8 protein-coding genes are annotated in these 21,974 nt (G+C 37.5%); 1 reads left to right on the top strand and 7 read right to left on the bottom strand.

Annotated elements, in window-relative coordinates:
* Positions 1–111 precede the first annotated feature (111 nt).
* A complete protein-coding gene (locus BUA88_RS04300; RefSeq protein ID WP_072913184.1) occupies positions 112–2,298 on the bottom strand; it encodes an LTA synthase family protein in 2,187 nt (728 codons plus the stop codon).
* A gap of 137 nt (positions 2,299–2,435) precedes the next feature.
* Between BUA88_RS04300 and BUA88_RS04295 the strand changes: the two genes are divergently transcribed.
* Positions 2,436–4,988, top strand: coding sequence for a hypothetical protein (locus tag BUA88_RS04295; RefSeq protein WP_072913181.1), 2,553 nt, complete (start codon positions 2,436–2,438; stop codon positions 4,986–4,988).
* 1 nt (position 4,989) lies between these two features.
* Here BUA88_RS04295 and BUA88_RS04290 read toward each other — a convergent pair whose 3' ends face one another.
* From BUA88_RS04290 to BUA88_RS04265, 6 genes are all read right to left on the bottom strand, one after another.
* On the bottom strand, positions 4,990–5,637 hold the full coding sequence (locus BUA88_RS04290; protein ID WP_072913178.1) for a lysoplasmalogenase family protein: 648 nt from the start codon (positions 5,635–5,637) through the stop codon (positions 4,990–4,992).
* 11 nt (positions 5,638–5,648) lie between these two features.
* Positions 5,649–7,337, bottom strand: a complete 1,689-nt coding sequence (locus BUA88_RS16325; protein WP_072913175.1) for a leucine-rich repeat domain-containing protein — start codon at positions 7,335–7,337, stop codon at positions 5,649–5,651.
* Between the two features lie 43 nt (positions 7,338–7,380).
* On the bottom strand, positions 7,381–8,559 hold the full coding sequence (gene srtB / locus BUA88_RS04280) for a class B sortase (protein WP_072913172.1): 1,179 nt from the start codon (positions 8,557–8,559) through the stop codon (positions 7,381–7,383).
* A 151-nt stretch (positions 8,560–8,710) separates the two neighbouring features.
* A complete protein-coding gene (locus BUA88_RS04275) occupies positions 8,711–10,132 on the bottom strand; it encodes an AAA family ATPase (protein WP_072913169.1) in 1,422 nt (473 codons plus the stop codon).
* 211 nt (positions 10,133–10,343) lie between these two features.
* Positions 10,344–21,110, bottom strand: coding sequence for an Ig-like domain-containing protein (locus BUA88_RS04270; RefSeq protein WP_072913166.1), 10,767 nt, complete (start codon positions 21,108–21,110; stop codon positions 10,344–10,346).
* Positions 21,111–21,359: 249 nt separating this feature from the next.
* Entirely contained in the window at positions 21,360–21,971 is a 612-nt protein-coding gene (locus BUA88_RS04265) for a Fic/DOC family protein (protein WP_051194840.1), read from the bottom strand.
* Positions 21,972–21,974 lie beyond the last annotated feature (3 nt).

The raw sequence follows: 21,974 nt of genomic DNA, 5'->3' as shown, positions 1-21,974 counted from the left end.
GGCAGTAGGCCCAGCTTGAGAGGGCAGGATATGTGAATTTTGAAAGGGCCTGTGGGCTAGGTCTGTACTGGGCGGCATTAAAAAAGAGCCCCTTGAAAAGGGGCTCTGGGCTTAGTCAGCTGAATCAGCTTCGGCTTCTCCATCTTCAATTGCCTCTTCCTCAGTCTCCTCTACGTAGTGTGGATCGTAGACCACGTACTCGTTGGATTCACGGAAGATTGTATTTGAACTACCTACCTGGCACACTTTAATTTTATCGCCATTCTTAACATCTTTGGCATTTATCGTAATAACCTGACCAGACTCATACTTTGTAGATACCTGCTCATCATTTACGAATACTTTAGACCATTTAGTAAATTCATCACCGTAGATATGAAGCCTTCCATTGAAGAAATAAGCTCTGTCTACGTTTACCTCGTTAACACCCATAATGATGTCAGAAGCCTTGTATTCTTTACCGGCCTTATATGTATAGCGGTCACCGTACATGATGTCATACTGAAGCATTCTAAGGTCATTCATGTACTCGCCTGTGCCGTATTTCTTACCTGCAGCCATTGCTGTCTGGTGATATCCATTGATATTTCCGTTGTGGATACCAAGTCTGTTTAAATACTCTGATACAAGCTGATATGAAGTAAGATCCATATCATTCTTTTCCATTCCAAAGTTATTCCATGTGAAATATTTTGTCTTGTATAAATCACCAGTTTTTACTTCGTCATTTGTAAGACCCATTGTTGGAAGGTGGTCACCAAACATGATTACGATGGTGTCCTCACCACGCTCATCAAAGGCCTGGATGTACTGCTTAATAAAGTCATCTACGTTGTGAATACGGTTTACATAGTATTCCCAAGCATAATTCTGTCCTTCTGTCTTTCCATTGGCTTTAACCTTGATTTCAGGGTCCTTCTCCACCTCGTACTCTGGATAAGAGCCATGTCCCTCTACTGTGATAGTGTAAATGAAATCACTACCCTCTGTAGTATCCATAGCATCAAGTGTAGCCTGAAGAAGAATATCATCTGTAGGCCAGTTGCCGAGTGGTGTGTACTCTGTGATATCTAAAAGTTCCTTCGATGTGAAGGTATCAAATCCCATTTGGGAGAATGCGTTCTTTCTAGAATAGAAATTACCACCATTGTTGTGAACTACATGAGAAGTGTAACCAATCTCATTAAGAACATCGGCATAACTTTCTACATCTACTTCCTTAAGGATAGTCTTCTGTGGGTACTCACCTGGTCCAAAGAAGTTACAGCTGAGGCCTGTAAGAACTTCGAACTCTGAGTTACATGTACCAGCACCAACTACAGGCACGATACAGTGTCCAGTAGAGTAGTTCTGCTCCAATGAGTGAATAAATGGGATTGGATCCTCGCTTGTCTCAAGGAACTTGCATTCTGATACATCATAGAATGACTCCAAGAGGATTACTACTATATTAGGTCTTGTTCCATCTGCTGTCTGGAGTGTCTGGATGTATGCTCCATCGTTCTCCAGAATAGTGTCGATTTTAGCTTCTGAATATCCGAAGGGTCTATTCATACCTCTGTCTAAAACTGAAGTAGAAAAACCGTATAAATAACCGTAATCAAGGTATCCCTGTGCAAGGTTTCCGAAGTATGATGTCATGATTCCGGAATTTCTAAGAAGGATAGTGGATGGATAAAGTGATACGAATAAAGCAACAACAAGTATCAATCTCTGCCAGAATGGCTTTCCATCCTGCTTCTTAGGACCACGCGCTGCATAGATAATCATTAGTATAATGTAGACAATCAATGCAATGATGGCCAGCATAGCCTGCTGAGGTGAGAAGTAATTAGAATCCTGCATAGTAAGCAGGTCGCTAATCATATATAAATCTGTATATCCAAATGGTGATACTCGATTCAACAGAATGACACAGTTTATAATTCCAAGAATTATAAATATCATACTGATAAATACTCGCCACCAGCCTCTTCTCTTGCTAAGAAATACTATAGATAATGCTACAAATACACAATAAGAATTAAATAGGTAAGGACCTGTATGGTCTGAAACGAATGTGCATGCAGCTGTAAACGAATGACGGGACATCCACTCCATAAGGAATATTATTATTAGCGAAAGTGGAATGTGCATCCAAAATGAATATTTATCCCAAAGCATCATCCATGTTCTATGGAACTTAGAGCTGAGATAGCCTTGAACAGCCTTTGAATTTGCGAGCTTTATGAAAGGCTTCTTTATATTATTTCCAAGCCAACTAAACCCGGCTTTTATTTTCTTAAGTACTTTCTTCATGAATCCTCCGATATTAAATACCTCATCTATCTTAATTTAACAAGACAGTACTATAAAAGAATGATATTATTAATACGTGTTTTAATCTCACGGATTATATCACTTTATTTTTTATTAAGCAAGAAAGCGAGTCCTTAATGAAACTACAATTCTACAAAAAGGGGATTCCTACCAAAATAATTAAGCGAATAGCCATTTTATTCGTCGTTTTTGTGGCATCCCTTATCTTTTTTGAAATAATAACAAACGTATCTGAAGTGGTTGAAGTCTCTAGTCAGGCATCTCCTACTCTTCCTATTGTGAGAGTGAATTATCTTAATGATGCTTCCACTGAGCTGCACGGTTATGTCTCTGAGATGGATCCAGCATACATGCGTGATGCTATTATCCCACTTGATTCAGAACGTAATATTTCCTTATCTATAGACGTGGGTGATTATCCTGTTGATGGTCTTTCATATGAGATACGGTCTCTTGATACTCAGAGAAATATCTCTAAGAACGCCCTTAAGTATAAAAATAAGAAAGGCACTCTTACAGCCAGCTTCCAGGCTGAGAACCTTATCGACGCCAATGAAGAATACCTGCTCGTAATTACCGTCACTAGCAAATCTAATAAGATTTATTACTATACCCGTATTATGCAGCCAGAAGGTTGTAATGAGGAAGAGATTCTGGATTTTGCCCAGTACTTCCATAATACAGCTCTTTCTGAGGATGCCGCTGATTTGGCCACATATATCGAGCCTAAGCCTTCCATGGCCAACCAGGATTTGAGTCACGTTACTATAAACTCAAATCTTTCTCAGGTTTCCTATGGTACATTTAAGGCTACTCAGGCAGGCGACACTAATGTATCTATCACTGATATAAGCACAAACTATATCAGCCTTACTTTAGACTACACACTTAACTTAGATAATAATGGAAAGAACGAATACTACACCTGCTCTGAGGATTATCGTATCCGCTACACTGCAGACCGCATCTATCTACTTTCCTACGACCGTACCATGAATCAGATTCTTGATGAGAATTCCATCTCTATCAAGGATAATCTGGTTAATATTGGTATAACAGATGCTGATGTTCAGTATCTATCAAACGAAACTGGTACTATTGTTTCCTTCGTTCAGAACGGCAGCCTTTATCAATATAATCAGAATGACCGTCAGGTAAAGGAAATCTTCAGCTTTGTTGATAATCCTGCTGATATCAGATCCACTTACAATCAGCACCAGGTTCTCATCCTTAATATCGATGAGTCTGGTACCATGGATTACGTTGTTTACGGATATATGAATGCAGGTCCTCACGAGGGCTTCTGCGGTATCAATCTTTACCATTACGATGCAATCAACAATATCTCTACTGAGCAGATATTTATTCCATCTACAAGCTCATTCCAGATATTGAACGCCAACTTCTCAGACCTTTTGTATGAGACAGCGGACAATGAATTCTATATCATGGTAAACGGAACTCTTCTTTATATGAATCTTAATGATTTAACTACAAAGGAGCTCCTTACCGGACTTGATGACCGCCAATATGCATCATCTGGCTCTCGTCGTTATCTTGCATGGATGGATAAAGCCACTATCTCCGAGCAGATTCATGTAATGGATTTGGAGACAGGCAACAACTTCGATATTACAGCTGAATCTGGCCAATTACTTAGACCTTTGGCATTTATGGACGAAGATTTAATCTATGGCACTCTCTACGAAAAGGACATTACTACCGACGGTGCAGGAGCCACAATTTACCCAATGTATTCTCTTACTATTTCTGATATTACAAGCGGTACAGAGCGTCCTAGAAAGACCTATAGCAAGAATGGATATTATATTACTGATGTTTCTATTCAATCATATTCTATATATCTCGACCGCATCCAGTTTGATGCTGATGGAAATATCCTTCAGGCTGACCAGGGTAATATCAAAAACAGTGCCGGTGAGCAGAACAAGGCCGTTCCTATCACCACTGATATAGATGATGTAAAACAGCAGGTTGTCATTTTAAATATGACTCCACTTGAGGAGGGTGAAAAGCTGGGCAAGATTAAATACGAGGTTACTGATTTAGTTCTTGCTGATGAAAACCACAGTATTTCTGTTGCCTCTGCTACCAGCTCAACTCAGTACTTTGTATATGCCGGCAGCAAGGTTAAGCTTGCTACAGATAACCTTATCGATGCAATCGCCATGGCAGATGAGGAAATGGGTATCGTCCTCGATAACGAGCCTAAATATATATGGAAGCGTGGCCGTAAGGCATACCAGACCTCCATTAGTCCTATCACTATTGGTTCCAGCGATTTTGAAGCCAGCGGTTCAGCAAGAGCACTTTCAGCAATGCTTGTGCATGAAGGTGAAAACGTACAGGTACATACACTATTAGAAAACGGTGAGACACCTATTTCCATCCTTTCAAAAACACTTAAGGATTACAGCATTTTAGACTTAACAGGTGCCACTCTTTCCGAGGTTCTTTATTACGTAAGTAATGGCACACCAGTTTATGCGTACACAGGTGAAGATACAGCCGTTCTGATAATCGGTTATGATTCCACCTCAATCATTTACTTTGATCCTATCAAGGGTGCAAACGCAAAAATGTCCATGACCGAAGCCACGGACTATTTCGCATCATTTGGTAATGTATTTGTAAGCTATATTAAATAGCCTATAGGCTAAATATAAATAAGAGAATTGCCATGTAGTAGGTCGCAAGATTTACGAAGTGGACAAGTCTCTTATTTTTTTTGTCCGGAAAGTGGAAAAAGTACAAAAAGAGAATTGTGAAATCACTGAGTAAAAAAAGTACTCCAGCACAGGCAATCTCGCCCATTCCACTCATTCCACATTCTATTGCCTTGAATGTCATGGTCGTCACAAAGTAACAATAAATAAGACAAGGTACAAATAATCTACCCATATGCAGATGCCATGCTTTTTTCATCCATACCATAAACAGGCAAACAGCAATCGGCAATATATATACGAGCCAGCTGGTATCATCTGTGATTCGACACATGTAATTAAGGAGACCAACATGACCTAACATAAATGCAATGATTCCAAGAACCATAAACTGCTTTCGCATGTATGTATTAAACAGACCCAGCAAAAGATCTCCAACAAAACATGCTAAAAGCGGCCAGAACAACAACCAAAGCTTATTAGAAAAGCATTGATTAATCCAAAGAATCACTAAAAAGGAGGCACTACATACCACCTTTAAAGGGACATAGTACCTCCTAGATAAGCTATTATCACATACTGAAAATAATGCAATTAACAGTGCCACGTAAATAATAGTCTCAATAATCATTTTTCTCCACCTTAATAATCATCTCGCTGTTCAGCCAAAATCATTTCCAGCTTTCTCTGTCTACCCATAAGGATCGAACCCGCTCCAAGAAGGAAGATTGCCAGGCAAAGCAGATATCTGGCATCAAATCCATCCGCTGTCTTTGGGGTTGTATCCTTGGTGTGACCAGATGAAATTGAACCATCTGAGCTAACTTTATAAGATACAGTTGTGGTTGTCTTAGAAGCTGTAATCTTAAGACCTGTCATGGCATAACCATCATCATACTGGAACTGTACTACGTGGTCTCCAGGATTGAGACTTGCAATATATTCCTTTGTAAGAGTCAGGATTGTGGAACCTGATGCCACTGTATAATTGGCCTTATCTAATACGTTTCCATCCACAAGAATGTATAACAATTTATTTAATTCACCGTTACATACGATTGTTACAGGGCCGCCACTCTGAGCTACTACCTGTCCACCGCCCTTGGTGATTAAATACTTATTAGTCTGCTGTGCTACTGCACTCGCTGTAATTCCTTCTCCGGTCTTATTAACAGTTCCATTTGTTCCTGTTGTAGCAACATCTGATTTACCATCAGAAGGCTTGTAAAAGAAGTAAACTTTTATATCACCGTGTACTACACCTGACTCATTTCTTCCGCCCCAATGTGAATAACCAGTATAGCTTACAGGGCTAAATGAATATGAAGATCCGTCAACATACTTGTTTGTTGAACGGGTAATAGTCTTTGTTATGGTAGACATATTAGACTTGTAGAACTCGTCCACTACAGTAACTGTGTACATCTTACCATTTGAAGGTGGTGGTGTAGGTGTTGGAGTTACTGTTGGTGTAGGTGTTACCGTTGGTGTTGGAGTAACGCCTGGATCTCCTGAAGGTGATACTGTAGGTGTTGGTGATACACCTGGGTCACTAGTAGGTGTTGGCGCTGTAGTTGGTGTTGTTCCTCCACCTGTTTCATATAATATTGTTACTTCTCCTGCCACACCATTCAATGCAGTAAAATAATCATGAACTGTCTTCGCGTCGTCTTTATTTGAACCATACGCATGAACTACCAAGTCTCCACTTGGCCATCCTGTCTGTTCTCCAATACTAGATATTAGATTTGCACCTGCATTATCTTCAAAATTTATTTCTGAGACTAGACAATTGTTAAATGCCCCTTCATCTATTTTAGTTGTACCGGATTTTATAGTATAACTGGTACCAACACTTCTAGGGACACACACTAGAGTTGTGCCATTGTACAACGCACCAGCGCCATCTGTATAACAACCACCGGAAATATCTCCTATTGAGAACGAAATATTTCTACAACCATCAAAAGCCATTCCAGTTGCATTACTCATAGAACCACAATTTATTCCACTTAATGAATAATCTCCTGTAAATGCATACTTACCAACGCTAAGATTTCCTGTGACTATTACGGTGCTTAAAGCATGATACCCATCCAAGCCAAAATCATCTACTCTTAAATCTCCTGAAGCGGTTACGAGATTGAAATCATCAATATAATCATCATATTCATCATTTGAAATGCTTGCATTACCCGTATCATCTGTAAATGCACCTGAATCATATCCAGCATCTGAGGTTGTGCTTCCAAAGAACGTGAAGCCCGCAAGAATAATAGATACGCTAATTAGAATACATCCTGTCTTTTTAAAAAATCCTTTTTTCACCATAGCATCCCCACCCAAAATATCAAGGCAAAAACTTAAGTGTCAACTACTTGACTCTCTTTGCTACGATGAACATTCTACCGTCTTCCTTATAAGTATTACACGTGCTGAGAGTCAATATTTTATCAGTACTTGAAATATCGATAGTCTCATCAAATGCAGATAAACTTTGGATGTTATCTAAAAACTCCTGAAGCTCAGCGCCTGTAATGGCATCAATAAAATCGTAGTATTTGTAGGTATCGTCATCATCATAACCGACTTCAGATAATCCTACTCCTACAACTTCATATTCCTGCTCTTCATAAAGAGTCTTAAATATTATCTTCTTATGCGCCTGATAATAATCATGATTCAGGTATCGCTTTAAGCCACCAAACATTGTACCTTTACGCATATTGTGTCCGTAAATTATTGTATTGGTGGTTGGGTTTAATATGTCGCAACGATAGTCCACAAATAAAGTGCCGCCTGTGCTATCATTACCATAAAAATCCCTGCGAAGATAATATTCTGGGTCATTAGGTGTCTGGACAACTGGATAGTTGATATCAGTATCTACCACCTCTAAAACTCCTACCAAATCATGATTTACCGAATATAGTTCTGTAAGCTCTGGAAGAATCTCTCGCTCGCCCTCGGTATAATGAGTATCCCAAGGACTGTTGATCAAATCATCCTCAATGACTTTGGCAGGTGAGTTATTTTCCTCACTCTGACCCGCATTTGAATCCTCTACAGTACCTATATCGTCAATTTCATTATCAATTTTAACGTTATTTTGTGAATTATTAGTGTTCGATGCTTTTTGGACACTTTCCTGTAACTTAGCGATTTTTCTGGTCTCAGCTATCTCCTTAATTTCAATTCCAGCAAAGATAACTATCAATACTGCTGCAATACCCACAAAAATAAGGCCAAAGAGCCTAGAACTCTTAGCCTTTCCTGCTGCTTCCTCTATGATTTCCCTGTCATCAAGCATACCTGCAGACTTATTTGCAACGATATCTGCTACGTGGTCTACATACTGCTTTCCTATAGGGCTATTGAACGTAATAATACCATCACGAATGTCGTTATAAAGGCGCAAAGCAACCTCAGGATCTTGGATATCAAGCTCCGCATTGATGCACTCTATTTTCTTTACATCTTCCTGTGCTGCTCTGTACTCATAGTAGGTCTCAAACTCGAAGCCACCTATGATGAACCTTTTGTTCTCCGCCATACATTAATACGCCCCATATATTTTTTTTCTATTTTAGCAGTTATTACTTATAAATGCATTTATTCCACATATTTTTCGTTTTTACCATATAATACAACTCAACTCCGCTTAATCCTTGTTATTTTAATAGATTAAGCGGAGTTGAAAGCTATTAATTAGCAAACATATCATCCATAGTTACCACGGATTGTATCTCTCCTGCATAACTATTGTTTACTAAACCATATGTAGTAATAATAGTAGGATAAATTGCGAACTTGGTTTTTGTACCAATTACCAAATCAGATATCTTATTTTTAATACTCTTATCATCCTTTTCAATAATCGTATATTCAGTATTAGAATATTTCATCTCACAAAGATTTATTACTTGATCATTTCGGACAATAAGTAAATCAATTTGTGATCCGTTAATTCCTAGTTCCTTATCTTCCTTTGTGTACCAAGAATTAATATCTGTTTTTACACCACTTATTCCTAATTTTTGCTTAATTTGATTTATATGCTCCAAACATACTCTCTCAAATGCCAAGCCAAGCCAGGTATTTATAGAAGGTGTATTTATTTGATGTGACCAAAAATGTTCATCTGTTGGCTCTAACTCCATAAATTGGTAATAGAAAAGCGTAAAATTATCTATAAGCTGATACACAGCATTTTTCTTTTTCATACCAAATGCATAGTATTTTCTTATAAACCCACAACTCTCTAATTCTTCAAGCTTCTTTGTTAACTCCCCAGAATTCCTTAACTTGGCTGCCTTTATAATCTCTTCGCGTGTCATACCAACCTTCTTTTTACCGAGAGCTTCTACTATCTTAATATACATCTCAGGGTGTCTAAAAATTGATGCATATAGATATTCGAACTCATCTCTTAAAGGAGCGTTTTCTGCGAATAAGATATTGTCAATATTTTGCGATAAACTCAATCCTTTCTCCAAGAAAGTCCAATAAAATGGCACTCCCCCAAAAATCATATAATATTGGAGAATTTGATTTCTTGTAAGTGCAAGGCCTTTTTCTTTTATAAACAGCTCACATTCAGAAAGAGAAAACGAAGGTAATGAGATTTCTTCAGTTAATCGATGATACAGCCCACCTTTGTTATGTATTATGTTTGAAAGCATCCAAGAGGTCGCTGACGCACACACTATTAGGATTATGTCATTTCTCGCTGAAGCCCAACCATTCCAAAAATGCTCCAACGCAACAAGCAAATCACTATTCTGCGTATCCATCCAAGAAAGCTCATCTATAAAAATAATCTTTTTCTTCTCTTGAGAAGCTCTTATTAAATCTTTTAAATCCTCAAAAGCCTCAAGCCAATTTTTGCATTTTTCATTAGGTTTGCCACCTGCATCTTTTATTGATGCTTGAAACGCAAAAATTTGATCACCTAAGGTTCCCTTAGATAATCCCGCATGCTGAAATGTAAATCTGTAATTGAAAGCTTCTCTTATCAAAAAGGTTTTTCCTATTCTTCTTCGACCATATACAGCAATAAAATGCGGTTTATCATCACTCATAGCCTTATGGAAAACATTTATTTCTTTTTCTCTTCCAATAATCATATGATTCAACTCCACTTAATCTTCATTTTATTATTACTTTAAGTAAAGTCTAACTCAATTATTTTCCATTTTCAACCTTTAACGCAATTCAACCCCACTAAATCTTTGTTTTTACGATAGATTAAGTGGGGTTGAAACTATTCTCAAGTATTCATATCCTAAAAAAACCAAGGGCAAGTTTTACTGCCCTTGGTCTACCACACTAACTATTCTACTCTACTACTACCTTTTCCTTAGATGATCTTCCGACCTCTGTAAGTGTTGCATTATGCAGATACTTACCAATTACATAATAGTAATATGTTCCGCTTGATAATCCTGAGTTAGTATATCTACCTGTGCTTGCAGGGATTATAGCTACTAGTTTGCCTGGATCATCGTCAATAGATGCATTAGTGTTACATCTATAAATGTAGTAAAGAGTTACTGAGCCAGGATCTGAGAACTCAATTGTAGCCGTACCTGGTGAATAGCATTCAACATTTATAGATTCAGCCTTAACCTGTGTATTGGTAATAATTGTTTGCCAGTTGCTTGAAGCCAAAGCTGATGAGTATGATCTTGCGCTTACCCTATACTGAGTACTACTATCAAGTCCTGCTAATACATAGCTGCTACCTGTACTCTTTGGTACTCTGACATATGGATAATACTGATTTCCTGCTGCACTTAATTCAATCTCTACATATTTTCCTGTAGAATCAAGTTTTTCCAACTTGAGCTCAGCACCATCAGCATATAAATCATTATCCCATTCTACTGTTAGTTCTGTACCTGTTTTCTTATCTACTCTCAAATTAGCAACTTCACTTAATACTATATTATAAGTAGCATAAGTAGTATTCCTAAAGAATTCAGAATTAGAATTTGCATCAATCTTTAGCTTACATGCCGTTCCCGTCTTATACTCACCATAGTCAGGAGTGTATTCAGACTTTGGTATAGTATAGATTTGTGATTTTCCAGTCTCCAGATTCTTTGAATCAACATAAATCGTGAATGCTGGCTTTACAACTCTACCTGTGTAGCGCTGTTCTTGAGATACAACTACCTTACAGCTTGTAAGACTTCGTTTTATGATTTCATAGCTTTCAGATAATGTGTAACTACGACCACCTATAGAATATGGTAAGTCGATAGTTATCTTACCTGGTGTTGTGAAATCAGTTGTTTCTTTAGTCTTATCATCATCACGATAGAATTTAGCGTCACTCTCATCGAAATCTGCGGTTGATACCGTTAACTCTAACTTAGGAATAATTGGATAGCCCGTATATTCGTAAGAAGACTGTAAGTTCATTATCTTAACTGCAGACGGTGTGAATTTAATGCTATATTCTATTTCTTTCTTGCCAGTCCAATACTTGCTTTGTATTCCTGAATAAGTAACCTTTCCATTTGTTGTAAAATCATCATCAGTCTCAGGGGTATCTACAATGTTGTACTGATTTCCATAAGTCAGTACTAAGTCTTCTGTCATATAGCCCCTACGAGTTAAAACAAGTTTTATTTCAGGATTACCACGTGTAATTGGAGCTCCCGGCTCTGTCTGTAAAGGTATTCCCGGCACAAGCACACCTGAACCATTATCATAATAAGGTGTTGTAAGTGACAAATCAGCATCAATATAGAAATCCTTTGTCTTCTCGCCTGTATAATTTCCTATACCTTTAACTCGTAATGTAGCTTTTCCTGGTAAGACGTTAGTCAGTTTTCCATCGTCGTCTTTGTAGGAAACAGTATAATCTGTGCCTTCTACCAGGTCTATGCCATTACCATTAGTTACTAATATATCCAGAATCTTTTGTTTTCCTTCATCAAAGCTTGTACGATCATCATTTAATCCGTTCAATACCTGAATACTAAAGTCATTTACGATATTATGCTTAATAATCATGTACTGAATTACAAACTCATTAGAACCACCTGCTCCAACGTAGTAATTACCTTCACCAAAGGACTCTTCTGGCGTTGTAGAATTAGTTGGCGTTTTGAACGTCACATGTATTTCAGCGAATTCAGGATTTGTTATCATTCCATCAGAATTATAGCTAAATTTAGCGACTTCATTGGATCTTTTATATTCTATATCCAAATCACTTGCCTTGATTTCATAAGAAGTCTTACCATTTCCTCCTAAAGTATGATCTGTAACTCTTACCGATGGTTTGATATCATTTCCATTGTATATAGCATAGTACATGTTCTTGAACGCAGTCTTCTTAGGATCACTAGAATTCTTGATAATACCCTCATCAACTAAGTAGGTTTGTATGTTTGCATCCGTCAACTTCGTTACATCTGTACTTACTATCTCAAATGATAATTGCTTCTTTGCTGTTTCCATAGGGTCCTCGTTTGTATATGGACCTCCTGTATCCAACAATGCTTTTCTATTGATTGCGTACTTTTGTTTTATAATTCCACAATAATCACCCGTTCCGGTAATTACCACATACTTGTAGCCTGCATCAATAGATTCGTCCTCTTCACTATTTCCATTAGTATAAGTAATAGTGTAATTCTTCAAGGAAATAGGACTTGTTCCATTGTATACTGAAACATCAGGAATTTGTGGTTCACCATTATATGTATAATGCCATGCCACATCATTTTCTTTTGTATCCTGATATGTATACCAATCATTAGAATCCTGCAAATCTGCATTTGGAACATAGTATTTAATTGTTAATCCTAAAGTATTAATATTCTTACCAATGTTAAATGGCAGAGTAATACTATCCGTATAATCACCCATTCCAGTGATTGTTATAGCTGGTGATGTATCAGCTACCTTGGCATGTTTATCTGCAGTAGCAGCTCTGTTCCAATCACCTGTACCTGCCTTTTTCGCATTTGTAACAGATATTTTATAATCCTTACCCTCTACTAACTGGTATTTCACAGTTGAGTCATCATTATCAGGATCATCAACTTCTTCATCAACAATAATAATATCCGCTTCATCTGGTCTATTATCTGCATTCTCAGTTACTGATGTTACATCGGCAATCTTAATCTTTAATGAGTCTCCTGTTAATCCACCATTAGTTATAAATCCAGGTTTGCCTGTACCAAATAGATTCTTATCATAATGCCAATAACCTTGCTCTTCACCCTCCTGGAAATAATAGTGGTAATTGTCCGCCAATGAACGCTTATTAACTGTAAAGTCTATGGTTACTGCTTTATCGCTATCACAGCTGTTCGTTCCAGTAATTACTACATTATAGGTACCCATGGCCTTAATTTGGGTAGCTTTACCAGCTGAATTGAGTACTGCTATTGTATAATCACCCAATTGAGTAGATTGGTCATACGGCTCTAATGTAGCAGTCTTACCATTTGCCTTTACTTTCAGCTTTATAATTTCGTAAGGGTCTATAAATTCTCCAGTATACTCAACAGATTTTGGAGAAATACTTACCTCATTAATATTTGTAAGATCCAATTTATCAATTATAAAGGTCTTTATTGCTGAACCAGTATAATTTCCACCCTCTTTAGCTGTAACGGTAACCTGAGGATATGTCCAGTCACTTTCATTCGGTATTTGAGAATTAAATACACTTGTGGCTATAGATTGATTGTTTGCATAAGAACCAGAGTCCAATTCCTCATAATCTACACCTTCCATAAGCTCTGTAGTACCATTTAATACAGTAACCTTAGGATAAAGATAAATTCTACCATCATCATCATCATAGTTTTCACCAAGGTAATTACATGGTTCCACAGTAATCATGTCTGCTGTTATAGGCTTAGGACTAATTGTAAACTCCTTGGTTACACTGTCAGAATAAGCATTAATACCCGTCACAATTACCTGCATCTTCTGTGTATCTGTGCTGGCGTTAATGTTATTCTTATAAGAAACAGTATAATCAGTACCTTCCTTCAAATCAGGTAGTCCATCAACCTCTACCTTAACTGTGGCTGTAATCCTCTCTCCTGTGTATACAGTACTACTAGGAGTAGCAGTTACTGTAACATTATCACTCTTCAACGATATACCTGTAATAGTAAAATTACGTTGTATGCTTCCATAAACATAATTTTGTCCCTCAGTGGTATCGCTATTAGCTTCTGCAACAATGGAATATGTCTGCATCATTTTCACCTTATTAGGATTAAGCGTTACATATGGCTTGCTTAAATCACTATAAGTATAAATTATAGTATCTGTATCTGGATCTGTGCCATTACCTGAGCCTGGTATTGTTATAACAGCGGGCACATTTATTTCTGCTCCCGTATAACCTGTAGATGTAATTTCCTTTGTTCCTTCTTTAAATACCATCTTGGCTGTACTCAGGTTATATTTAATTGTGAAGCTATATCTATTTCCTGATGTATGATTTGCATCCTCGCCATATACAAAGTATTTACTACCCTCTGTAGGTACAATAACTGCGTACCATGCACCTACATTTATGGCATCAGCTGTCGTATTATAGCTATCATAATCCGTTGTATATGCTATTCTATAATCTCCACTCTGGGCGTCTGTTGATGTATCACTATTTGCAACCATAGTAGCGCCATCTAATCCTGAGAAAGTGGCCGTAATTGCCCGTCCAGTGTAGTCTCTAACCTTTGCGCTGGTCATGTTAATCTTTGTATAAGTCTTCAAATCTACCAAGAAATATACTACACTTCCTGTTTTTGTTATATCAGTGTAATACTTACATTTTGTTTTAGTATTTTTGCAGACATATTGACCCTTTATTGTAATGTTTTCATCAGGACCAGGTTTTCCATCTCTGCTTCTCTCAACGGTATAGTTGTAAACTGTAGTACCGTTCAAATTGAAGCTGCTTTCCAATGGATTATCTCTATCATATGAACCATCTGCTCCACCTGGTGCTCTATAGTAGATCACTGGCTCGATTGCTTCACTAGGTGTACCATCAGCATTAAGCTTATAGGAAGCTTTCTTAATTGAAACAAATGCCATATTTGAATTAAGATTCAACTGAATAGTAAATGGTACCTTTTTATATCCGCTAAACGGTTCTCGACCTTTAATATAAATCCAGTTTACCGCCTTCTTAACACCATTCTCATCATCCTGATACATATAGCTAGGAATAAGATTCTCACCCTTTATGGATGTCTCTGTACTATCTTGTGCCTGAATAGCAGCTAATTCTGACGCATCTGTTACAATAACATAGTCTTCACCGTACTCTAATGATTCAGTAGAAGAACTTACTTTCAGAGTACAAGTTTTATTCGCAATATATGTTTGTATTAATGTAGGCGAAATTCCACCATCTGCTGCTGATATTGCGTTATATGGCACATCTGACAATACCGCATCATAATTCTTTAATTCTTTCGATACAATCTCATACTTTATTGTTATAACCTGAGCTTTATAATTTGAGGATGTACTATTCTTTACAGTTACTGTTATAGTTTTAGGTCCAGGTGAAACTCTATCATCTGTATGTTTTGTATCATCTTCATACTTTATTTCATAATCTGTACCTTCAATAAGTTCAGTAGTTTCAGATTTTTCTGCAGTAAGAACTATTTCTGGATATTGTGACTCGCCAGTATATGTGTATGTAACCTTATAATCCTTTGTTGCATCAGTCAAATCATAAGTTGCTCCATTTTCATCAGAGATACCCAATGCCTTCTTGTCTGCACCAACTATACGATATGCCTTTACTTTACCTTGATCTATATGGTAAGTTGCGACATCTTCTCCGTAGAAATTACCATAACCATATACTTTAAGGTTTTGAGTAGAATTTGCACCTACTGTGGATGGTATTGCTTCTGGTTCCAAATAGAAATCATTTTCAGTAAGTACATACTTGTCTCCATCTTGTTTGCCGTAGTTATATTTTCCACCAATATCAGCCTCAATATCTGCACCAGTATAGTCTTTATACATTTGTCCTGAATAGGTTACTTTGTATGGCTCAGAATTATTATGATTGATATTGACTGCCTTAATTGTATATACTACATCCTTGCTGCCATAAAATTGAGTTGATGTTCCCTCCTTATGCATTATGGATAAGGTAATAACGTTATATTCTTCTACCTTATTTTTTGGCGCACGTGCATCATACAGTCCCATTCCGTCTGCCGTTATACTTGCTACTGGTGTATAAGTCAGAGAGTTAGAACTGCTAACTGCACTTGCTATATCAGTTTTTCCATTATAAGTTTCTACTACTGCTCCATTTTTCCATTTCAGATAGATTATAGGTGCATTCCCGTTTTCCCATCTTACTGACATTCCACTTGCAGATGTCTTAAGATAAGTAGTATCATCTTCGTCATATGGATTCTTCAACTCAACAGTTGCATCCGCAATATTTAAACCTACTGTGTATTCCCTAATAACTGTACCAGTGTAATTACCTGTACCTGTTATAATAGCATGCTTCTTACCAGCGGATTTGTCACCAGCGGATTCTGTTTCTGTAGTTTCATCATAATTCTTAGATGTTACTGTATAGTTAACGCCCTTTTCAAGTTTCTTTGTTCCAATCATTACTGTGAAATCAGGCACTGGAGCGTCAGTCGCCGATTCATCATAATCTAAATCATCTTTATAGGTAATATTTGCATTCTCTATAGATGCTGGCTGAATATTGAAGTAAACAACAGCATTATTCTTGCTATAACTACCTCGTCCTGTTATCTGTATAAATGGTGAATCTGTTGTGTTGTAAGTTGTCGTATCACCAGTATATGCATTTACAGATGTTGTAGGATTATAGTATGACTTGTAATGTGTATTCTTTGTAAGCTCGTTACCTTCACTATCTATAACCTTAATAGCACAGCTTTGAGTACTTCCAGAATAATAAGTAATAAAATTCGAATCTAGATAATAATATCTTGTAATTACTCCAGAACTCTCATCTGTTACTTCATGACCAGAAGGCATAGCTTTAGCCTCAGTACTGCCGTTTACGCCAGTTACATAAATCTTATATCCTGATGTATTATTTCCAACTGTATATAGCTCAGCAACTATCGCATCTTTAAAATTACCATTTGATGTTGCTGTAAACGTCACTTTCTTTACGCCCGGTGACGGATCTTCCTCATAGGTAACGCTATAATTGTTTGTTGTAAGACTTGTATTATTCTTTGGATCTAGTTTTTCTTCAAATGTAGTTACATTATTTTTAACTATTGAAACCTTTACCTTTGGCTTGTATACCTTACCGTTATAAGGATATGTGGTGGTCTCATCAAGACCCACTACCACACCATCTGCGTTATTTTTTGCCAGGCTGGCTTTTTCAATTGTAAACTTATACTTGTCACTACTTAAAGTTCCTGTATAGTTATTCATTCCTACAATTTCAAATGTAGCCGTTCCTGCATTGATATTATTCTTATAATTAATGTCATAATCTGTGCCCTTTACTAGCTCATAAGTGCCCTGTTTAATCACAAGATCTGCACCTGACGTATTATAAGTAATAAACTGATCTTTACCAGTAAATGTCCTTCTTACATTATTCTTATAAGTTATATTTAAGGTAGATAATGGTGTCTTATCTACTATGTATGTAGCGACAACAGGTTTCTTTCCGGCATATTTTCCGTCATCAAGAGCAGACACCTTGATATACTTTGTGGTGCCATTTTCAACAGAATTCGTTAGCTTTATGCTTAAATTTTTATCATCAAATACTTCTATCTTATAATCTTCACCTAAAGTAAAATCCGTCACACCATCAAGAACAACCCTAATATATGGACTATTCTCTGTTGGGCTATAATGTTGTGTATCCGAAGGATCGAAATATTTGCTAGTTTGGTTAGGATTATAATATTCGTTATAACCTGTCACATAACCATTAGCTTTTGTTCCTATATGTTCTATGCCATCGTCAATTATTACCATCAAATCATTTTCATAGCATGGCACAATTTCAAATGAAGACTGATTATAAGAAGTATAGTTACCATCTGTTACTGCTGTCACACGAATCATAGGAGTATCCGATATCTTAGTACGGTCTCCTACATATGACATCTTATAATCTGCATCCTTATTTTCTGCTTCAGACTTTGTATCATCATAAGGTATAAGTCTTATATCTCCATAGTAAACATCAAAATCCGTTCCCGGTACTACTTCAATAGGACTGCCCGTATGGTCAAAACTACTATTATCTGTAACACCGCCATGTTTCCACTTTATAGTAGTGCTATTCATATTACGTTGACGGATAGTAAAATCAATCGAAATACTTCCAACATAACCTTTGTTAGGTTCCATTGTAAAGGTTATCGTCTTACTTCCTGCTGAAATAGGACTCTCCGTCGTTCCATCTTTATCTGTAATCACATAGGTAGCATTACCTGGTTTAATGATGTCATAAACTTGCAAGCCATCATTATTATAGAAAGCTACTTCTTTCCATGCGCCAGTTACTTCATCGGTAGTAAGGTCTACCTTCTTTCCATCAAATTGTTTTTCCTTAAGGTTCACACCCTGAGATGTAAGCTTTGCTGTAAGAACTTTAGACACATCGATTCCAGTTATAGTCTTTGTCCATGTATATGTTCCGGTATAGTTTATTTCCTTGGCTATGATATCTACCTGATAGGTCATACCCGTAGAACTAGCCGTAGGACTCGAAACATCTACCATAAAATCTTTATCTTGAACTGGCTTTAAGCCATTTACAGTAGATATTCCACTTATCTTTCCAGTAGCTGGGTCAAGTGTTGCAGAGGTAAAATAATCCCCTGTAATAGGAGCCTTATCAATAGTAAAGCTTCTTACAAAGGTGTAGGTTACACCACTTACTGTGAAGCTAATAGTAACACTGGCTTTATTTGTTGATGTGCTAGCATCTTCATTATTAGCATAAACCGTAGTTAGCTGGTCACTAGGCATGGTAGATCCACTGGCTTCATACACTAATACTGCAGGCGTTATAGCACTTCCCTTATATGTCCATGTAGGTTTGACGTTTGTCTGTGGATCGACAGGAGCATCAGGGTCCCAACCAGCTAAAGTAAAGCTTACTACAAAAACCTTTACAGATTTTGTAACGGTTTTTGTACTGTTCGTATATGTGGCAGTTACAGTTGCTTCACCTGCTGCAATAGCCTCAATATTACCATTTTCATCTATTTTAACTATAGAATTATCCGAAGGACTTACACTCCAAGTAACTGCACGGTCTACTGTATTTCCAGCTGCATCCTTAATTATCGCTGTAAGCTTGTCTGTATCTCCTTTACTGTAATGGAAATCTCCGTCGCCATCTGCCTTTCCCGTAGCAGCAGTAATCGAATCTATTTCATAACTATCATCAGTCTTATCGGTAAGCTGAATTGTATCACCTGGTACAATATAGAAGATCTCATCATAATCAGATGCTTCCCATTTACCATCGCTATTAGTAACGAATGTAGGCGCATCGTATGTATTTGTTTGTTCATGCACATTTCCGTATCCAACCTGAACTAAATCATTCTGACACTCTACAATTATTGAATACTTTTCTCCCTCAGCAATATATCCATTTGTTGTGTTGGATAAATCAATCTCAACATAACCCTTTCCTGTACCATCAGGTGTTATCGTAACGTTTCTACTCTCTGCAACCTTAATTCCTCCATAAGTTGGATCATTATCTTTTGTAAGATTCTTATAAACATATGCATCAAATATTAAATCTTGGCTTGCATCCGTTACATTAACATCAAACTTCGCCTTAAGGACCTTTGTATAAATATTATTACGTGCTGTCTGAATCGTAGCAAAACTCTCATCAAGATATACCCAGTTTTGTGATTCGTATGTACCAGCAACATAACGTGAGAAATGTTCAGCATCGAAATAAACCTCTTCGCCTACTACATCGTTTTCAATTTCTGTGACAGTATTATCATCCTCAATTCTATATACCTGAATTTCTTCCTCAGGATTTACATCTCTCAGTTCTGAAATACCAGCAAAAGATACATTAACTGTATTTCCATCTTCATCTGGTTGATACTTCTCTCCACCACGTCTATAAATGTCAATATCAAACACCTCGAAGGCAGTAAATGTTCCTTCCTCAAGACTTTCATTGACGATTCTATTTGCTCTATCTAGAGGGTTTGAGAATATAGTAGCCTTAGCACCTCTAGGCATATCACCGGCTACAGTTACTTTTACTCCATGGATTGTCTTCGAGAACTCCTGATACATCAGTCTCTCATCCTCATACAGACAGTCATGGCAGATACCGTTCTCGTCAAGCTGGCAAGTCTCAGTTACCTCTTCACCGCACTTCTTACATCTCTTGATATGAGTACCGTCATTATTAGAAATGTATTCCCACTCATGCTCGCACTCTTCTTCCTTCTCATAACCACAGTGGATGCACTTTCCGTCCTCACCAAATACACAATCCTCTGTGCTTTCTTCATCACACTTAGAGCACTTCTTTACATGAGTGCCATCACCATTAGAGGTGTAAGTCCACTCATGCTCACACTCTTCTTCCTCAACTATCTCTTCCTCTGGGTTCTCTATATTCTCTTCTGGGGTTTCTTCATCTATTACAGGGGTATCTTCTGGGACTATTTCTTCATCATTAACAGGCACAGCTTCTTCTGTGCTATCAATCTCAGGCTGTGGCTCTTCAGGCACAGAGGTATCCTCAACCGGCTCTTCTGCTGGAAGCTCTTCAGCTGGCTGTACCTCTTCTACTGCTGCATCTTCTACTGCTGCATCTTCTTCGACTACAGGTTCCTCTTCCACATGCACATGAGCCTGCTCTACCTGACCGCAATGATCGCAGTATCCGTCTCCTTCTCCCACTGGCTGAAGTATGTTGGCTGCATATGTCTGTTCATCCACATACTCCGAGCAGTGATTTTCTTCTGTTGCTATTACGAACACATCGTTCCAGATGGTTGTTCCCAGCAACAGAACCGTGAGCGTAAACGCCACTAATCTTTTGATTGCGTTTAAGTTCTCTCTCATAGGCCAATTCCCCTTTACATGAAAAACCCCATTTTCCCATGTCTTTCTTGAAAATTTGTAGCTTTTCTCATATCTTCCAGTGAATATTTTTGCACGCAAAAATAAACGCAGATATACTACTACATTTTCAATATCGGCTGTAATTATTATTAATTTTATAATGTTAAGGGGTATTAACTATGAATTTTCTATGAATAAAGTATGAGGGAATGGCTTTAATTCAACCATTCCCTCTTAATAGACTATTATTTACATTTCTACCAAACACATATACAGCAATTCCTCAAAGGGCTCGTAGTTCAGCACTGCCGATTCCTTGCTGGCAAGTATCATGTCATTCTTTGTAGTTTTTGAAAAATCAATATCAAAGGTCTTACTGTTCTTGCAAACATACTCGATGTACACACGCTGGGCTCTTCCGTTGCCCTCTCGGAATGGATGAATCATATTTATCTCACCAATCAGGTACGCCAGACGCTTGGCCATAACCTCTTTATCGTGCACGTCCTGTAAGTAATTATTGTTTATAAGCCATTCCTGAACCTTTTTAAATTCTATTTCTATAAACTGAGTAAGGCAGAATATCGTGCCCTTTGAAATATCGACTGTGCGAATCTTTCCCGCCCAATCATAAATATCCTGAAATAAGTACCTGTGAATGGCACAAAGATGGTCTAAAGAAAAATCTCCAGGAATAGGATGCTTCACAAGCTCAAAGTATCTGGCAGAGGTTAGCTCCTGCTCAGCCTTGAAAAGCTCCTCCTTGTCATGAATATCAAGTTTGTTCTTGAGAATGTGAGTATGTGGATAACAGTACTGGCCGTTATCTTCGTACTCATAACGGTAATATTCATCCATCATAGG

It is taken from the genome of Pseudobutyrivibrio xylanivorans DSM 14809, from assembly GCF_900141825.1.
GTDB lineage: Bacteria > Bacillota > Clostridia > Lachnospirales > Lachnospiraceae > Pseudobutyrivibrio > Pseudobutyrivibrio xylanivorans.
This window is presented reverse-complemented; position numbering and strand designations above follow the sequence as displayed.

Coding starts and splice junctions, on each gene's coding strand:
- BUA88_RS04300 (WP_072913184.1), bottom strand. CDS start 2,298: ATGAAGAAAGTACTTAAGAAAATAAAAGCCGGGTTTAGTTGGCTTGGA.
- BUA88_RS04270 (WP_072913166.1), bottom strand. CDS start 21,110: ATGAGAGAGAACTTAAACGCAATCAAAAGATTAGTGGCGTTTACGCTC.
- BUA88_RS04295 (WP_072913181.1), top strand. CDS start 2,436: ATGAAACTACAATTCTACAAAAAGGGGATTCCTACCAAAATAATTAAG.
- BUA88_RS04275 (WP_072913169.1), bottom strand. CDS start 10,132: ATGATTATTGGAAGAGAAAAAGAAATAAATGTTTTCCATAAGGCTATG.
- BUA88_RS16325 (WP_072913175.1), bottom strand. CDS start 7,337: ATGGTGAAAAAAGGATTTTTTAAAAAGACAGGATGTATTCTAATTAGC.
- srtB (WP_072913172.1), bottom strand. CDS start 8,559: ATGGCGGAGAACAAAAGGTTCATCATAGGTGGCTTCGAGTTTGAGACC.
- BUA88_RS04290 (WP_072913178.1), bottom strand. CDS start 5,637: ATGATTATTGAGACTATTATTTACGTGGCACTGTTAATTGCATTATTT.
- BUA88_RS04265 (WP_051194840.1), bottom strand. CDS start 21,971: ATGATGGATGAATATTACCGTTATGAGTACGAAGATAACGGCCAGTAC.